15 protein-coding genes and 1 tRNA gene are annotated in these 18,110 nt (G+C 29.7%); 6 read left to right on the forward strand and 10 right to left on the reverse strand.

Annotated features, from left to right (window positions below; all coding sequences use genetic code 11):
• Positions 1-83: 83 nt before the first annotated feature.
• Genes G8C43_RS08925 through G8C43_RS08935 form a run of 3 tightly spaced genes read right to left on the reverse strand, consistent with a single transcriptional unit; the run spans position 84 to position 2,812 of the window.
• Positions 84-671 carry a lactate utilization protein C gene (locus G8C43_RS08925; protein ID WP_255490359.1) on the reverse strand — a complete coding sequence of 196 codons (588 nt, stop codon included), beginning with the start codon at positions 669-671 and terminating at the stop codon, positions 84-86.
• Entirely contained in the window at positions 668-2,056 is a 1,389-nt protein-coding gene (locus G8C43_RS08930) for a lactate utilization protein B (RefSeq protein ID WP_166005559.1), read from the reverse strand. The genes G8C43_RS08925 and G8C43_RS08930 overlap by 4 nt, the downstream gene beginning before the upstream one ends.
• 9 nt (positions 2,057-2,065) lie before the next feature.
• A complete protein-coding gene (locus G8C43_RS08935; protein ID WP_166005560.1) occupies positions 2,066-2,812 on the reverse strand; it encodes a (Fe-S)-binding protein in 747 nt (248 codons plus the stop codon).
• A 215-nt stretch (positions 2,813-3,027) separates the two neighbouring features.
• On the opposite strand from G8C43_RS08935, the gene tilS reads away from it, so the two are divergent.
• Together tilS and G8C43_RS08945 are read left to right on the forward strand one after the other, a co-directional pair.
• Positions 3,028-4,317: a tRNA lysidine(34) synthetase TilS gene (gene tilS / locus G8C43_RS08940; RefSeq protein ID WP_166005561.1), complete on the forward strand. Its 1,290-nt coding sequence runs from the start codon at positions 3,028-3,030 to the stop codon at positions 4,315-4,317.
• 99 nt (positions 4,318-4,416) lie between these two features.
• Entirely contained in the window at positions 4,417-5,733 is a 1,317-nt protein-coding gene (locus G8C43_RS08945; RefSeq protein ID WP_166005562.1) for a YihY/virulence factor BrkB family protein, read from the forward strand.
• A 123-nt stretch (positions 5,734-5,856) separates the two neighbouring features.
• On the opposite strand, the gene G8C43_RS08950 is transcribed toward G8C43_RS08945, so the two are convergent.
• The gene (locus G8C43_RS08950; protein ID WP_166005563.1) at positions 5,857-7,263 is read right to left on the reverse strand and encodes a hypothetical protein; all 1,407 of its coding nucleotides are present in this window, start codon (positions 7,261-7,263) and stop codon (positions 5,857-5,859) included.
• Between the two features lie 52 nt (positions 7,264-7,315).
• The gene (locus G8C43_RS08955) at positions 7,316-7,918 is read right to left on the reverse strand and encodes an outer membrane beta-barrel protein (RefSeq protein ID WP_166005564.1); all 603 of its coding nucleotides are present in this window, start codon (positions 7,916-7,918) and stop codon (positions 7,316-7,318) included.
• Positions 7,919-8,002: 84 nt separating this feature from the next.
• Between G8C43_RS08955 and G8C43_RS08960 the strand changes: the two genes are divergently transcribed.
• Together G8C43_RS08960 and G8C43_RS08965 are read left to right on the forward strand one after the other, a co-directional pair.
• Positions 8,003-8,695 (forward strand): metal-dependent hydrolase, encoded by a 693-nt coding sequence (locus G8C43_RS08960; RefSeq protein ID WP_166005565.1) that lies wholly within the window; start codon positions 8,003-8,005, stop codon positions 8,693-8,695.
• Positions 8,696-8,775: 80 nt separating this feature from the next.
• Positions 8,776-10,812: a M3 family metallopeptidase gene (locus tag G8C43_RS08965; protein ID WP_166005566.1), complete on the forward strand. Its 2,037-nt coding sequence runs from the start codon at positions 8,776-8,778 to the stop codon at positions 10,810-10,812.
• 129 nt (positions 10,813-10,941) lie between these two features.
• On the opposite strand, the gene G8C43_RS08970 is transcribed toward G8C43_RS08965, so the two are convergent.
• Genes G8C43_RS08970 through G8C43_RS08985 form a run of 4 tightly spaced genes read right to left on the reverse strand, consistent with a single transcriptional unit; the run spans position 10,942 to position 14,336 of the window.
• Positions 10,942-11,859, reverse strand: a complete 918-nt coding sequence (locus G8C43_RS08970) for a hypothetical protein (RefSeq protein ID WP_166005567.1) — start codon at positions 11,857-11,859, stop codon at positions 10,942-10,944.
• Positions 11,837-13,099, reverse strand: a complete 1,263-nt coding sequence (locus tag G8C43_RS08975) for a polysaccharide deacetylase family protein (protein WP_166005568.1) — start codon at positions 13,097-13,099, stop codon at positions 11,837-11,839. The genes G8C43_RS08970 and G8C43_RS08975 overlap by 23 nt, the downstream gene beginning before the upstream one ends.
• 37 nt (positions 13,100-13,136) lie before the next feature.
• A complete protein-coding gene (gene radC, locus G8C43_RS08980) occupies positions 13,137-13,814 on the reverse strand; it encodes a RadC family protein (protein WP_166005569.1) in 678 nt (225 codons plus the stop codon).
• A 12-nt stretch (positions 13,815-13,826) separates the two neighbouring features.
• Complete coding sequence (locus G8C43_RS08985; RefSeq protein WP_160542647.1) at positions 13,827-14,336, reverse strand: hypothetical protein; 510 nt, start codon at positions 14,334-14,336, stop codon at positions 13,827-13,829.
• A gap of 190 nt (positions 14,337-14,526) precedes the next feature.
• Between G8C43_RS08985 and G8C43_RS08990 the strand changes: the two genes are divergently transcribed.
• A tRNA-Asn gene (locus tag G8C43_RS08990) sits at positions 14,527-14,600 on the forward strand.
• Positions 14,601-15,136: 536 nt separating this feature from the next.
• On the opposite strand, the gene G8C43_RS08995 is transcribed toward G8C43_RS08990, so the two are convergent.
• Positions 15,137-15,994 (reverse strand): hypothetical protein, encoded by an 858-nt coding sequence (locus G8C43_RS08995; protein WP_166005570.1) that lies wholly within the window; start codon positions 15,992-15,994, stop codon positions 15,137-15,139.
• Between the two features lie 1,001 nt (positions 15,995-16,995).
• Here G8C43_RS08995 and G8C43_RS09000 point away from each other — a divergent pair.
• Positions 16,996-18,087, forward strand: coding sequence for a PKD domain-containing protein (locus tag G8C43_RS09000; RefSeq protein WP_160542643.1), 1,092 nt, complete (start codon positions 16,996-16,998; stop codon positions 18,085-18,087).
• Positions 18,088-18,110 lie beyond the last annotated feature (23 nt).

An 18,110-nucleotide genomic window follows, 5' to 3' on the forward strand; every position in this document is an offset into this window, starting at 1 on the left:
TATGATAGAATTTAAAAGAGGAGAAATTCATTTTCTCCTCTTTTTTTACTTTTCACTTATTTATATTTCAATAACATATAAAACTACATAAAAAATACCGATAAGCTTCTGGCTCCTTGTGCTCCTCTAACCATAACAGCCCCTATATCAGCTGTAGCAGAAGGACCTAACATAAAACAACCGTAATTGTTATCATTAAGATTTATTCTCGCATACGCTTCATACATGTCTCTGACTATATCTTGCGGTTTTAACAATATAATTAAATGTTGAGAAAGAAAACCTAAAGAAGTAACCATCATACCTTTTTCCGTCAACCAGACCATACCGTTTTCTGAAACACCAAATTCCGCACGAATAATTCCAACATCCACATCATCCAATTGATGAGGATCAGTTACTTTGGATAAATCTTTATTTCCAGGAAATTCGATGGCAGAAGAACAAATTACTTTAGCTTGCGGATGTAATTCTTTAATTTTGTTTTCGCCCTCCTCAATGGAATTTATGGTGAAGCAAGTACCGGCATTTAAGATTAAATTTTCCTTAAATTCTTCCACTATATCTTTTGTGCTTTTGGGAAATGAAGGAATTACAGGATAGGGATATTGTGTTCCTTGAGGCTTATTTTTACGAATAGCTTCTAATATATGTTCTTTAGTACTTATCATTTTTTTCTTTTTCTGTTTTTAATATACCAATCTCTAAATGTATTTTTTGCCATGGAAAACATTTTACGTTCTTGAGTCCATGGATTTAAACTGCTGTATATAAGAAAATCGGGCACTATGGGCAGTGCTTTTTCTGCAAAAGCTTCCGTTGTTCTAAATAGATGCGGATGACCTAAAACAGCACCGGCTGCTTTCAGCGCATATTTTCGATTTGAAGGCATGTATCCTTTGTCGACAACCAATTTCCTCCATTTGTAGATTTGATCGGATATGTCAATTTTTACCGGACAAACATCTGAACAAGAGCCGCATAAAGTGGAATGATACGGAAGCTCTTTATATTTTTCTAGATCGAAAGTCGGGCTTAATATAATTCCTATCGGACCGGAATAGGTTGATTCATAAGATAAACCACCACTTCTTCTGTAAACCGGACAAGTATTCATACATGCGCCGCAACGGATACATTTAAGAGAAGTCCAAAAATCTTCCATGCCTAAACGGGTAGATCTTCCATTATCAGTTATAATAATATGAAGTTCTCCATTTTTTCGAGGTCCGGTGAAATGCGAAGTATATTGGGTTGCCGGAGTTCCTAGTGCACTTCTGGATAAGAGGCGTATAAAAATTCCTAAATCTTCCACCTTTGGAATTATTTTTTCAATACCTATACTAGCAATATGAAGAGGAGGTACGGCTGCTCCAATATCCGCATTACCTTCATTAGTGCAGACAACAAAAGTTCCTGTTTCAGCTATGGCGAAATTGGCACCGGTCATTCCTGCCCCTGCTCGTAAAAATTTAGGTCTGGCATTATTCCTCATCGCTTCGTTTAGAGAATGCGGATCCGTATCATTAGGATCAGTGCCTATGGTTTTCGCAAAGAGCTGGGCGATATCTTCCGTGGTTTTTTCAATGGCGGGCATAACAATATGAGCCGGTGGTTGATGCGAAAGCTGCTGTATTCTTTCGCCCAAATCAGACTCGGTAACCTCAATTCCCTTAGATTCTAAAAAGCTTGTCATTTCACACTCTTCTTGAAGCATGGATTTACTTTTTATAATTTCAGTTACTTTTCTTTCTTGTAAGATATTATAAACGATTTCATTATGTTCCTGCGCATCTCTAGCCCAATGAACCACCGCTCCTCTTTTGGAGGCATTTTCTGCAAAAGTGGATACATATTCGTCTAAGTGTGACAAAGTGTGTTCCTTTATTTTAGATGCTAATTCTTTAAGTTCCTCCCATTCCGGTATGGATTGGGCAATTCGATCTCTTTTTATTCGGGCATTCCAAAGGTTTTTATCGTGTTCCTTTTCGTGTATGTTATCTTGATTTATAAAATCAGCAGAATTTTTTTCAATGTTGACTATCTTCTTTTTCATTTTCAAAGTTTAAAATGGACCTCCGTTAAGAACTTGGGCAATATGAAGAAAAGGTAAATGGGTGATTCCATTTTTTAAAGCAACTCCCTTTTGGTGCATTAAGCAAGACATATCGGGAGAAACTACATATTCTGCTCCACTGGTTACGTAATCTGAAATTTTGTCTTTACCCATTTTTCCGCTCACTACTTCATCAGTTACACAAAAAGTGCCTCCAAAACCGCAACATTCGTCCGGTCTGCTCATCTCTGCTATTTCCAATCCCTCAATCATTTTTAATAAATCGGCAGATTTATTATAGGGAGTTCCTATGATTTCCGAAGGTTTGGCAATACCCAATCCTCGGATAGAGCTGCAACTATTGTGTAGAGCAACTTTATGTTTGAATTCAACACCCGGAAAACTTTTTACTTGTAGGATATCGTGTAAAAACTCAACCAATTCATAGGTATTTTTTCTCACTTGCTTTACCTCATCGGTTTGCTCTAAATTATCAAAATGTAAACGGACTTGCTTTACACAACTTCCGGCAGGTCCAACGATGTACTCATAATCCTTAAAATTTTGAATAAATAGTTTTTGTGCAGTTTCTGCACTTTTGTAATCGCCCTCATTGGACATGGGTTGCCCGCAACAAGTTTGCTCCATTGGATATTCTACATCCAAACCCAATTTTTCTAATAATTCCAAAGTTGCTATTCCTACTTCCGGGTAAATAGCATCAATATAACATGGAATAAATAAACCAATTTCCATAATAGATTTTTAATTTTATAGATAATTTTGTTATTTATAATCATTCTAAAGTAAATAAATCTAGGTATTTATATTATTTTAGCATTTTATTGTACAATTTATAGTGATAGCAAAGATTGTGCTTAATGAAAGGTTTTACTCAAAAATTTTTTCAGTTATCTTTGTTAAAAATTAAAATTCTGATATTTACCAATTTTTTCGGATAAATAAAACGCATGAGGTTAACGGATTCATTGAATAACTTACCTGTTGAAAAAAAATATTTATTAGCAGTTAGTGGAGGAGTCGATAGTATGGTATTGTTGCATTTATTTTATAATTCTCCTTACCGTTTTAGTGTAGTTCATTGTAATTTTCGGCTAAGAGGGGAGAATTCAGATTTAGACGAAAAATTAGTAAAGGACTTTTGTGATGATCATGATATTGAGCTTTTCATTAAAACCTTTGATACCTTAAAAATTAAGAAAAATAGAGAATCTATTGAAATGGTTGCCAGGAACTTAAGGTATGATTATTTTCAAGAATTAATAAAAAAGCACTCTTTTGATTATCTTGTTACCGCACACCATCTTAATGATAATGTAGAAACTTTTTTTATAAATCTATTGAGAGGTTCAGGCATTAAGGGATTATCGGGAATGCAAATGATTGCAAATTATATTGTAAGACCTTTATTGCCTTTTACCCGAAATGAAATCGTTAATTTTGCTCTGAATCATTCAATCGTTTGGAGAGAAGATGCTTCGAATCAAACGTTGGATTATTTGAGAAATAAAATTCGTCATCAGATTATTCCTGAATTTCAAGATATATCACCCGTTTTTTTACATCAAGTAGAAAAAAGTATGAGTATTTTACATGAAACTCAATCTTTTTTAGAATCACAGGTGCAAGAATTACAAAAAAAAGCAGAAGTTTTTGCTGAAACAGGGGTGAAGGCTTATTCATTAGAGAAACTCCTACAAGCTGATTTTCTTTTATCTTACCATTTACTTTCCAAATATGGATTTACTAATAAAAAAGATTGTGAAAATATCTTAAATGCTCATACAGGAAGTTTATTTGAATCACAAGAGTATAAAGCTTGGGTGGATAGGGGAACATTGTTGTTAGCTAATAGAAGTAAAACGGAATTTTCAACTGTTAATTTTTTAATTCCATCGGTTCCGTGGATACTTAAGCAACCGTTTGAATTTACTTGTTGTGTAGTTGATAAAGCTATATTTAAGGAAGGAGAAAGTATTGATTTTGAAAAAGTTGAATTTCCTTTGGTTTTAAGAAATTGGAAGGAAGGGGATTATTTTTACCCTATTAATGGATTAGGTAAAAAGAAGGTAAGTAAATTTTTAAAGGATCATAAGGTATCTAATTTTCAAAAAGATAAAGTATTGGTTTTATGTAATAATTCAGGAGAAATTATTTGGTTGGTAGGGTTTCGTTTAGATGATCGTTTCAAAATATCACCTTCCACTCAAAAATTTCTTCATTTAAATTATAAAGCATAAGAGTTAAGGATAATAAACTTTTATAAAGTAAATTTTTTCTTATTTAAAGCTAGTAGGTATCATGTTTGTATCTTTTAATAATAATTTGAAAAATATCTTATGTATTCTAAGATAAAAGAAAAAATCAAAAATATTATACATTTTTTAACCTATGACATATGGCGGGTGAACGGAAGCGATGGTCCTCATATAAAAACTTTTTTCATCAATATTACCAAAGCTTTTTTATTAACTTTTAGAAACAGTAACGGCTCACAGATCAATACTCGTGCAGCCGCCTTAACATATAATTCTCTTTTGTCTATAGTGCCTTTATTGGCAGTATTATTTGCTATAGCCCGTGGATTTGGTTTTCAAAATTTAGTGGAAACACAACTGTTTCAATATTTTACGGGACAGAAAGTTGCTCTTTCCAAGGCTATGCAATTTATAGACGGTTCGATTGATTATGCTCAAGGAGGCGTATTTTTAGGTTTAGGAATAATCATTCTCTTTTACACGGTTATAACTTTATTGGTAAGTATTGAAGATAATTTTAACACTATTTGGAGAATTAAAAAAGGAAGGAAGTTTTCTCGACAATTTACGGATTATTTAGCCTTAATTCTTATAGCTCCTTTATTTTTAATTTGCAATGCCGGATTGTCAATTTTTTTGAACTCAACCACCAATATCAATATAATCGGTATGGTCATTAGTCCGATCATAAAGTTTATTCCCTACGTTATAATCATCTTACTTTTTACATTTATATATATTTACATTCCTAATACAAAAGTCAAATTTAGTGCTGCCTTTTTAGCAGGTATAGTGAGCGGGAGTTGTTTCCAAATTTTTCAAATGCTTTATATATCAGGACAATTTTGGATAGCAAAATATAATGCTATTTATGGGAGTTTTGCCGCATTGCCTTTGTTAATGTTGTGGCTGCAATTGAGCTGGTTTATTTGCTTGTTCGGGGTTCAATTATCTTTTTCCTATCAAAATGTAAATAAGTTTAGCTTCGAAAAAGATATTAGCAACATAAGCAGAAGATATAAGGATTTTATACTTTTAATGATCACTACACTCATCATAAAACGATTTGAAGCTGGCGAAAAGCCCTACACGGCAGATGAATTATCTGAAACTTATAAAATACCCACCCGATTAACTAGTGATTCTTTATACTATTTATTACAAGTAGGACTTATTGTAGAAACACTAACAGAAAATGACATGGAGGTTGCGTATATTCCCGGAATCGATATCAATCACATTACGATAAATTATTTTTTCAATAAATTGGATCAATATGGATCTGAAAACTTCAAGATCGATATGGAAGGAGATATTAAAAATATTTGGGATAAAACTTTAGAAATACGAAATATGATTTATGAGCATGAAAGCGGAGTTTTACTTAAAGATATCTAAAAGCTAATCGATAGTTTTATTAAGCCTTTTAAATTTTCATGAAGGTTTCCATGTAAAATTATTTTGAAAAAAAATCCGGCCAATCCATTAATTTATAAGTTCTGATTTAAATATAATTTTAAATCATTGATATGCTCCTAAAGCAGGATCTTTAATTCTCGATATACCGTTCATATCTTCAGGAACCTCCTTTGCATAACTTAAATTGCCTTTACCTAAAGCTGGAGATCCTATGTTAAGAAGAAGTAAACAGTCCGAATATCCTGTTTTATAAAATTCAGGATCTTTATTAAGAATAGTATTTACAAAATGTTCGTCCGTTTCTATAGATAAATTATTGGAAGTATTTTTAATCAGATTAGTATCAAAAATATAATTAAAAGGGGCATGCTCATTTTTATCTAAATATAAGCTGTTATAATTTTTAACCCAGAAAATACAATTTTTAAAAGAAGCCGTAAGCGAATTGTATTTTGTTTGTCCTGATTTCTGATAAGCATTAGATAAATAGGCAGAATATCCTGCACCAGCATTTAAATTCCAATAATTGGCAAAAGTACAATGAGTGAAATCATAGTTTCCACCATATTCTGCTATAAGATCGGAAGTTCCACAATTATTTATGGCAAGATTCTTACCTTCCACATTGCCTCCTACAGAGTAGATTCCTCCATATAAAAAATTATAAATTTTGGAATTGAAGATGTTCAAATGAGCATTTTCCTCTAAATAAAATGCATTATTACCCCCTTTTATAACTAAGTGGTTAATTGTTGCGGAGGCTTTGGTAGCGAGATGAATTTGATTCCAATTACCCGGAAGTGAATCGTATTTGATTTCGTGTCGATCTCCCCGAATTAATACTTCATGTTCCAAAGAACCGTCTATAGTAAGTTGGCTGCCCGAATCAATAATTATATTTGCATTCTTATGAAGGTATATTTTGGTTCCTTCCGACACGGATAACTTGGCACCATTTGTAATTTTTAAATTTCCATAAATAACTTTGGATTTAGTATTGTTCCAAGCCAGATCTTTTGCTATTTCTTTAGTCCCTGATTTAGAATAGTAAAATTCTGCATCTTCAATTAAAGAAAGTAACTTAACTTTTTGTGTAGATCCGACGGTGTTAAACAATAAGTCTTCATCTGCTAACGCTTCGGATGCATTAATGGCTTGAGGAGCAACTTCAATAAAAATGAATAAACTATCTTTAGACCGTATAGGTATGTTTTGAAAGCTATTTTGATTGGTTGCATTGCTGGGAGTTCCGTCTACATTAATTTTAAATTGAGAGGACGAGCCTTTTTCAAGATAAATCCTCGGAATTACAACATCATCGTTTTGTTGGTTATAAACTTTAAGTACATAGGTTTCTGATCGAACCGTTGAAAATACAGTATCCAGCATAACCGTATCTTTAGAAAAACGAAGCGGTTTAGAAGCAGAATCATAATTATAATCATCTCTGCATGAAAAAATTGAAAGAGCTAAAAAAGATAAAAATAATAAAAGTGATAATTTTTTCATATCAGTTTAATCATAATAAGAATGGGCACTAAAATAAGAAATACGTTTTGCCTTAAAATTTATATCCGACACTTAATACCAGAGAATTTTGTCTTTTCTCCAATTTAAATGCTTCACCGGTACGCTTCTTTATAAAATTTGTTTGACTTTTATTAAATCCGAATTCATAACGCACATCAAAAGTGAGCTTAGCTAAGTCAAAACCTCCTCCTACTTGACCGGCAAGTGAAAAATCATCTGTTTTTGTTTTTCTAATTCCTTTTAAGGAAATATTTTCATTTAAAGAAGTGGAAAAAACAGGACCGGCATACAATCGGGTAACTTCTAAAAATTTAGATCCAAACAAAATAGGGATATCCAATCGGTTGGAATGTGCTGTAAATTCACCATCGTTCCTATAATCGAAATTAGTTTTCATGGAAGAAAAATAAATCTCAGGTTGGATAAACCATTCCAAAAATTTTATTCGACTAAAAAAACCCGCATGCCATCCGATATTATCAGTGGCTTTACTTTCTTTAATATTGGTTACGGTTTGCTTTAAGGTTCCTTTATAACCGAAAGCCATTCCGGCTTTGGCTCCAAATTCAACTTGTTGTGCATAAGTAACAATTGAAATAAAAAGTAAAAATAATATCGGAAAGAGTCTTTTCATATATAATGATTTTTGCTTAATTTTTTTCAAAGATAATTATTATTTATTACATTTGAAGAACATTAAATATTAAAGGATAAAGTCATGGAAATTATATATTACGGACATGCATGTTTTGGTTTTAAAACCTCATCATCAACGGTCTTAATTGATCCATTTATTTCAGGGAATGAACTAGCAAAAGATATTGATATAAATGGAATTAAAGCAGATTATATTTTTTTGACTCACGCCCATTATGATCATATTTTGGATGTTGAAACTATTGCTAAAAACAATAATTCCCAAATATTGGCTAATCCGGAAATTACTGCTCACTATCAAAAATTGGGTTTAAATGTTATACCCATGAATATAGGAGGAGTTAAGAAATTTGATTTTGGTAAAATTAAAATGGTATCGGCGTCCCACAGTTCTTCTTTTCCCGATGGTTCCTATGGCGGATTAGCTTGTGGTTTCCTGATGAAAATGGATGGAAAAGTAATTTATGTAGCGGGTGATACTGCCCTTACTACTGACATGAAATTGCTACCATTTATCTATGGATATATTAACGTGGCAATATTACCTATTGGTAATACCTATACGATGGGTGGATATGATGCTGTTATTGCAGCAAAATTTGTTAAAACAAAAAATGCTATAGCTTCTCATTATGATACTTTTCCTGCCATAAAAGTTAATAAGGATAAGATTAAACATTTATTCTTAGCCGAAGAAAAACGGTTAACTTTTTTGTCCATTGGAGAATCAGTGGATATTTGTAAATTTGAATAATTTTAATCACATATAAATTAATTATATAGAACTGTATATAGGGGAAACTTTATTCGATAGTATATACTTACAAAAAAATTATGAGTAATAATTTAGTGGAAAAATTTAATACGCCTTACGAAAGCATCCCTTTCGAAAACATTAAACAAGAAGATTTTAAACCAGCGATTGAACAGGCAATTGAAGATGCTAAGAACGAAATTAACGAAATAGTTCAAAATACTGATCCACCGAATTTTGTAAATACCATAGTAGCTTTAGAAAATGTCGGAAAAAAACTTACCATAATTTCCTCTACTTTTTTTAATTTAAATTCAGCGGAAACTAATGATTATTTGCAAAGTTTAGCGGAGGAAATATCTCCTATGCTAACTGAATATGCAAATGACATCATACTGAATGAACAATTATTTGAAAAAATAAAAATCGTTTACGATACAACTTTAAAATCAAAGTTAAGCCAAGAAGAAGTACGACTTTTAGATAAAACGTATAAGGATTTCTCAAAAAATGGAGCCTTGTTATCCTCGGAGGATAAAAATAATCTCCGACAAATATCTAATGAATTAGCAATTTTATCCGTTAAGTTTGGCCAAAACGTTTTAAAGGAAACCAATGATTACTTTCTTCATATATCTGAAAATAAGGATATGGAAGGAATTCCGGAATCCATTAAAGAAATGGCAAAACAAGAGGCGGAAAATAGAAATTTGAAAGGTTGGGTTTTCACGTTACATTATCCCAGCTATGTGCCTTTTATGACGTATTCGGCAAATCGAGAGTTACGCAAGGAAATTTATACTGCTTATATGCAACGAGCATGTAAAGATAATGAGTATAATAATGAAGATATTATTCATAAAATTGTTGAATTACGGAGCAAGAAAGCTAAATTATTAGGTTTTAAAACTTATGCCGATTTAATTTTGCAAGAAAGAATGGCTTCTGCACCTAAACTTGTATATGATTTTTTATATGATTTGTTACATAAAGCTAAGCCATTTGCTCAAAAAGAAATTCAAGACTTAAAAAATATAGCATCACGAGACGGAATAACTGAAATGATGCCTTATGATCATGCCTTTTATGCTGAAAAATTAAGACAGGAAAAATTTTCGTTTTCTGAAGAAGAATTAAAACCTTATTTTCCGTTGCATCAGGTTTTGAATGCTGCTTTTGATGTAGCTAAAAAATTATACGGGTTGACTTTTATTGAAAGAGAAGATATACAGAAATATCATTCGGAAGTTAAAGTGTATGAAGTCATCAATGATAAAGGAAAACATCAGGCATTGTTATATACCGACTTTTTTCCCAGAGAAGGGAAAAGGGCAGGAGCTTGGATGACTTCCTATAAGGGGCAATTTAAAACTTTAAGTGATAATATCAGACCGCATATTTCGATAGTTTGTAATTTTTCACGTCCTAACGGAGAAACACCTTCTTTATTGACATTTACTGAAGTTACCACGTTATTTCATGAATTTGGCCATGCATTACACGGTATTTTAGCTAATACAACCTTTGAATCATTATCAGGAACGAATGTTTATTGGGACTTTGTTGAACTACCGTCTCAATTTATGGAAAACTATGTTTTTGAAAAGGAATTTTTAAAAACTTTTGCCCTTCATTACCAAAAAGGGGATATGCTGGATGAGGAGAAAATTGATAAAATAGTTGCATCTGCTAACTTTATGCAAGGATATCAAACTCTTCGACAAATTGGCTTAGGTCTTTTGGATATGGCCTATCATACCGATGAGTTGACATCAGATCAAGGGATTGAAGATTTTGAAGTAGAAAAGATTAAAGAAACCCAATTGTATCCTCATATCAAAAATACTTGTATAAGTACATCTTTTTCACATATATTTCAAGGGGGATATGCTGCAGGTTATTATTCCTATAAATGGGCTGAAGTTTTAGACGCTGATGCTTTTGATTACTTTAAAGAAAGAGGAATTTTTGATAAAGAAACAGCATCTAAATTTGAAAGTTTATTAAGTAAAGGCGGGACTGAAGACCCTATGGAATTATATATAAGTTTTCGGGGTAGAAGACCTCAATCGGAGGCCTTACTCAAACGTGCCGGTTTACTAGCCAACACTAATTAAAAAAAGAGTTTATAGTATAATATAATGAATGGTTTGATATTTCAAACCATTTTTTTATAGTGTTATTTTTGAGTTCAGAGAAATCAATTCTTTCAAAATAGGTTAATGAATACACTAATTAAAGGAAAGTTAACGAGAAGTTTTAAAAATAGTTAAGCTGCTTAAATTATCCATCCATTTTAAATTTTTGTATAACACATAATGATTAGTCGCTGCTCCGAAACTTTTATTGAAATGGGCTATTCCAGGTATCATTGAACCTTCAAAATCTAAAATTAATTTTTGATCGGAATGATTTTTAATCAATAAATCAATCATATAGGCATACGAATTTTTAATTTCTAACTCTTTGTCTCTTATTGACAGTAAATTTATAATCCTTCCTTTGGAAAAAATGAGCCATACATAGACTGTAGGAATATTATCTCTATTATAAAGGGTATATTGTTTTAACACTTTTTGTCGATTTAATTCTTGTAAAAGTGTGTTTAAGATATTGAGCTGTGAGGCTGATAGAATTCTATTGAGCAGATTACTTGGTTTTTCTGATACAATTGATCCCGTATATTTTTCTTCAATTTTGCTATTGGATAATAAATAATTTTTAAGGACCCTTTTTTTGTTTGCATTATAATTAGTCACAAGAGTTGAATATTCACGATCTAAATTCAATAATTGATTATCTCTCTTTACATAGTGGGAAGGTAAATATGGGGTGTTTTCTTCGTTAAAGCAATAGCTTCTGACTTTATATTTTTTTAAGAAAGATATAAAAAGATGGAAGGTTTCAGCGGATATGTTTTCTTTATAAAATATGCCTAATTGTTGACAAAAAATAGGTTGAATAACTAATTTAAATCCCCATTTTTTTTGATAGGGGATAGGCATTACAGCTTCATAATCGTTTAATACCAAAATATCATAACCATCGGGAGAAACAATGTTTAAATACCACAATTCTGCATAAATTCTGTAATTGAGGCATTGATCCAAACATGCGGAGTATTTTGTTTTATCAATGGTTTTATGATTGTACTTTAAAATCATTGGCTTTATGAATCAATTTTTCATATACGTTTTTCCATAGCTTCCATTCTCCATGATTAGATAAGCTGTCATTATGGAAAATAGATATAAAAGTTCCGTTTACTTTTTTTACGGCATGCAATAAATTTAGTAGCTTATTTTCAGCTTCCTCAATAGATAGTTGCATGTAATTTTTAAGCGTAACATCCATCACGCAGAATGGATAAACTTTTAATTGGGTAACTTGATTATTTTTCAAATCAAACCAATAAAAAGGAGTACAAGTCCCTGCTCTGAAACCGATATGATCTTGAAAACCCATGGAAAAATCTGCTGTAATATTTAATCGGATCAGGTTGTCATAAGTTTCGGGTAAATGAAGTTTTATAAAATGCTGTCTGGAAATGGTAATTTTTTGTTTTACAAGTTTTTCCAATGCTAATTTTTCCTTTTTCAAGATTGTGAAATCCTTATTGGAAAAATAGCTGGGATGAAGACCTATAGTAGTATAATCTTGATTATATAATTGTAGTATCAATTCTTGGTAAGCTGAATTTTTAGGGTTATGATTAGTATCCCATTGACTTCCTAATCCAAAAGAAATAAAATAAATGGTAGGTATTTTTAATTTTTGTATATAAGGATAAATGTAATAAGGATCTGGTTTTAATCCTGATATAACTAAAATTTGTTGATGAAAATCTTTCCATCGAAAAGTTAAAATATTTTTTCCTAATGCTTTACATTTTTTTAACCAAAATTTATTTTTATATAACCAAGCATGATCTATATCTATTGTATTTATATAGGTAAACTTCCTAGCTTTATAATTGAGTGAAGGAAAGCTTTTTTTTAGTTGATCAAATAGTTTATAAGCAAAGGTATCTATCCATGGAACTAACGGATCAATCTTATCTTTAATTGATGATGCTTTGTATGAGAATCTATGATGAATATCTTCTTGATATGGCAAATATTCTTCATATCTTGAAAGTAAAAAAAAAGCAGTTGCAAAAGGATCTTTTAAAACTCCCCTCAAGTTTTGTGTTTTAATATCCGTTTCAAATAATAAATTACAAGCCGAATAATGAATTTCGTTTTTTACTATTGAAAATGAGTAAGAAAATTTAGGCGAAGTTTCTTTAGCGAAGAGAATAGCGCAATCCGTGAGCCGGAAAGAAATTCCCAAAATTTGTTCGAAAATAAAAGTAAAAATATACTTAATTCTTTCATTGATTTTAGGAACATATACAAGAATCATAGGTAAAATGGTCTTTCACAGTAAATTTTATGGTCTTTCACATTAAATTTTCATCGGCAAAACTGAAAAAAGAGGTTTGCGTTACAATTAGATGATCCATCAATGTTATATTTAATAAGTTTCCTGCTTTTTTTATTTCATGAGTAATTTGTATATCAGAATTGCTGGGTTGAATATTTCCTGAAGGATGATTATGGGATATGATTAATGAAACGGCATTAAGTTCTAAAGCATGTTTAAAAATTAGTCGATTATCTACCATTGTACCGGTTATTCCTCCTTGAGAAATTTTTTCTTTACTTAATATTTTATTGGATCTGCTTAAGTAAATCACCCAAAATTCTTCTACCATCAAATCACCAATAATGGGTTGAAGAATATTATAGGCATCTTTCGAAGAAGAAATTTTTTCTTTTTTTAAGGCTTGCTGTAAGGATTTTCGTCTTCCAATTTCTAGAGAAGTGATAATTTCAATTGCTTTAACTTTACCTACTCCGTTAAATTTGCATAAATCTCGTATGGTTAGTTTTGCCAATTCATTCCAATTATGATTCACAGATGCTAAAATTCGTTGAGCAAGAGTAATGCTGCTTTCAGATTTCGAACCACTACCTAAAATTATAGCAAGAAGTTCTGCGTCTGATAAGGATTGTTTCCCTCTCAGTAGTAATTTTTCTCTGGGTCTTTCTTCTTCAGCTAATGATTTGATGTTCATAGTGAAAATTTTTTAGATTCCGTCTTGAATATCTTTTTGTAAGTACAAAATTGCCGCAGACGAAGGAGAAGCGTCTTCCATCGATTGTTTAATGATTTCCTCTTGAATTTCTTGTATTGAAGAATCTTTCATAGCTTCAATAGTATTTTTTATAAGCAATTGGGTTGCATTCTTTGCCGATAAAATAATCTTCCACGAATTCGGATTTATATAGAGTTGTTGTGCTAAATTGTGTTCGAATTCTGTTTGAATAGTTTCTATTAAAGTGAATTCATAAGATTTACTATCATCTGTAGGAGTTACTCGACGTATTAAAGAAGAAGGGCGTATTCTTTCTAAAAAAAGAGTCATACGTTCATAGGCTTGTAATTTGTTCGGTAAAATATTCTCAGAATATTTTAAACGCAACTCAAAACTTCTTCTTTCTCTTTCTGATTGAAAAAAACGGGTTAACATAAACAGAAAACCTCCCATAAAGAGCACTAAAATCAATAAGAATACAAGCAATATAGATATGTCCATAATAATTATATAAGTTAGACAGAGACAAAAATACTATTTTATATTAAAAAAAGTATCTAATATGGGTTATATATTAAAAAAATAAATTTTTTTTTCATTGATACTTATGTACTTAGATTTTAAGATGAAAAAAAGATTAAAAAATATTTGGAGCGTATATAAAATTCTTCTACATTTGCACTCACAAAATTCCTCCTTAGCTCAGTCGGTTAGAGCATCTGACTGTTAATCAGAGGGTCGCTGGTTCGAGCCCAGCAGGAGGAGCTAAAAAAGAGTTACATAATTTGTAACTCTTTTTTTTGTTTGAATACTTAAAGCTAAGAAAATTAATTGATAGTAATTTTTTGCTTATAAATTTTAGTTGTTAATTAGCTTATAGTTGTTTATTTCTAATACATTATAAGATTAATCTACATGGTAGAGAGTAATATTCCAATATACATAGCAGAAAATACTAAAACTATATAAATTGAAATAACAAGTAGAAAAAAATATAGATTTTGATTTTTTTTATTGTTTTTGAATTTATATAATGAGTAAAATATAAATAAAAGGGGTATAAAAGATATCTTAAATAGCATATGAGTAAATGCAGTTGATCTTGTAATGTTAATTATGAAAATAAATATTGTAAATAAAATACTTAGAAAATACAAGAAAAACTGAATATATTCATTTTTCTTATCAATGATATTTTTAGGGCAATAATAATATAATATAGTTATTAAAATTATTGCAATAAAATCCCAAGCATAAAATACCCCTACAGAATAAACCATTTTTAATAATTTATTACATTATTACATTATTTCATTCCAACAATTTCCTTTAGCCATCGCTCTTTGGCAATCACTACCTACAAAGCCTGCTTTACTTTTATCACCACATCTAGCCGGCCAACCATTATAGTCCATGCATTTTACATAAACTCTTTTACATCTTCCGTTATATCCAAATGCTGTGCTGCAATTTCTTTTTCTGTGATTATTATAACATGAAATTTTAGAACTATATGTTGTATTTTCATTAATAGCTTCTCCATCTTCATTATGATGGTGATTAAAGCTTCTTTCTCCTAAATTAAATACATAAGTATTTTCAGTATTATGGTCTTTCATCGCTTTTTCTAATTTTTCAGCAAGTAATATTTGATTTCCTTCTATGCTATTAAAATCTGTTCCTGAAACGAATTCGGATGCTTTTCTTCCAATCACTTGTATCCAAGAAGTAGTTTTTAAATTTACAAACGCATCTGTAATAAAGCTTCCACGATTACTTGCCTCATACGTTTTTCCATTATAATTTACTATAGCATCACTCATAGGAAAATATACTCGCATAAATGAATAATCATCAGCATAATAAATTGATTTATTAATTTCAATTAATTCGTTTTTATATAATTCTTGTGCATTTTTAATTTCTTGTGCTTCTTCTTTGTTGAAATATACCGTTTTAAATCCAATTAATTTAATTGAATCATTGTTTGATTCCGGATAAAGATACCTTATATAATTTTTTTCGAAAGTAGTAATACTTTCTTTCTTATTCGATATCGGATTGATATCATTGTCATTGTCATTACTACAACTATTAATTAATAGTAATCCGCTAATGGTAATAAATAAAGCCTTAAATAATTGAAACTTCTTTTTCATTTTTTTTATTTTTTAATTATAAATCAAATATAATAATTAATTTATTTAATATAATATATTTATATAATTAATTTATAAAAGATAATTATTTTTTTTAAATAATTAAATTGGTATAATGATAGGTATTTTAAATATAATCAGTATGGTAATATTTGATAAAAGTTTATAAATACTTTATTAATAAAATTGATTAAAGGGTGTAATTAAATTAAAATAGATTAGTATTTAATAAGAATACAATTAAATTCATTGTTAGTTCAACTTGTTCGAGTGAGGTTATCGTATAGAAAGTAAAAGTATAAGGATAATAATAACTATAACTCTTAATCAAATTCTATTAATGTTTTTTATTTATTTCTATAAATAAATGAGATAATGTGGGAAAAGATGAATTGTATTTATATTAAAATAAATTAAGTTTTATAAAAAATATGTTACCTAATTTAATAAATGACAGTAAATATTTTTTACACAATATAAAGTATTTTATAAATTTATCTAAATATACTTCCATATAAAAAAAAAACAATGCCGATTTTTATTTTTAAAGAAAACTAAATTTCAAAATATAATTTAATCGGAATTTATTTTAATATATTAAATTAAATATTTTAAAATGATTTTATAAAATGATATAAATAATAATATATAAAAAGTACTGAATATCATAATTAATCTCATATTTTTAAATAGAAAAATATAATATCATTTTAAATTTGTAATTATAATGCATATTTTTTGTTATAATCAATTAATTATCAATGCATTGTAGATTTTAATTATTTTAATAATATAAATATAATTAACATATTTTAATATCAATATGTTATAAATAACGCTAATAATCTGATGTTTTAAAAATAATAGTTAATTATTTATAAAAAAATAAATAATTCCCTATGTATGTTTATATATTATAAAAAAATCTTAATTTATTTTATATATATAAATATTTTTCTTAAGTTAGCAAATGATATATATATTTAATATTTTGTGTTGTAATGAGCTATAAATTAAAAAATTCTTTTAATAAGTTTTTTAAAAAAATAGATTTTAGAATAATTTTTATATTTATTATATTTATTCTTATCGGTTTATTTATTTTATTTTATAAATATTCTAGATATATAGACTGCAGTAAGGTCGATTTTGCGATTGAAGCTGAAAGAAAACAGGTTGGTGAAATAATCGGATTTAAAGATTTAACACCTAATGCTAAAAGTTGGGTGTGGGATTTCGGTGACAATTCTGCGAAAGTATACGACCAATCCCCATTCCATAAATATGATAAATCGGGAATGTATATCGTTACCTTGCAGGTTAATGGTTCATGTACTTTTCAAAAAACTTTGGAAATAAGGGGGTTGGGTAAAATTATAGATTCCATGAAAATCCCAAAAATAATTGCTCCAACGGTAGTTACTGTTGGACAGCCAGTTGAAGTTTATTATAAATATTTAGGGGAGGCTTTTTCGTGGGAATGGAGTTTTGGGGAATCAGGGCAAATGGATAATACTTCTGAATATCCGGTTTATAGTTATAGTTCACCGGGGAAAAAAAGATTGACATTAGTAGTCAATGGGGATATAACGCATATTGCCAGTAGGGATATATATGTGAAGCCAAGAATATTGAATGTGTCTAATATTGATACTCTTAAAAGATATATACCGGAAAAAGATACCATTGTATACTATTTACCTCCGGGTAATCCACAGAAAGATCCTATGGAAGAATTTTTAAGATATATACCTGCTATACCTATGGAGACTCCGGTAGAAGAGAAAATTAGTAAAATAGAAGAAAACTTAGCTCCTTCCATTTCTGAAAATCAGTTTGAATTATTATTAATTGATGTAGCTAAGCAGAATAAAGCTAAGGAAGACTTTGGTAAATATACTTGTGATAAGTATGATTTTCCGGTAATTAAAAACGAAAAAATTATTATACCGTTTTCGGAATTTTGTGATAAAATCCAAAATAAAAAGATAAAAATTGAATCCATACGACTTACCAAAAATAATAGAAACTGTATTGAAGGTTTAACCATAAAATATAAAATTAAAAAAGGACTTTTCTGGGTTTATGAATAAATAATCAAAAAAATGATTTTAAA

It is taken from the genome of Apibacter sp. B2966, from assembly GCF_011082485.1.
In the GTDB taxonomy this organism is placed as follows: domain Bacteria; phylum Bacteroidota; class Bacteroidia; order Flavobacteriales; family Weeksellaceae; genus Apibacter.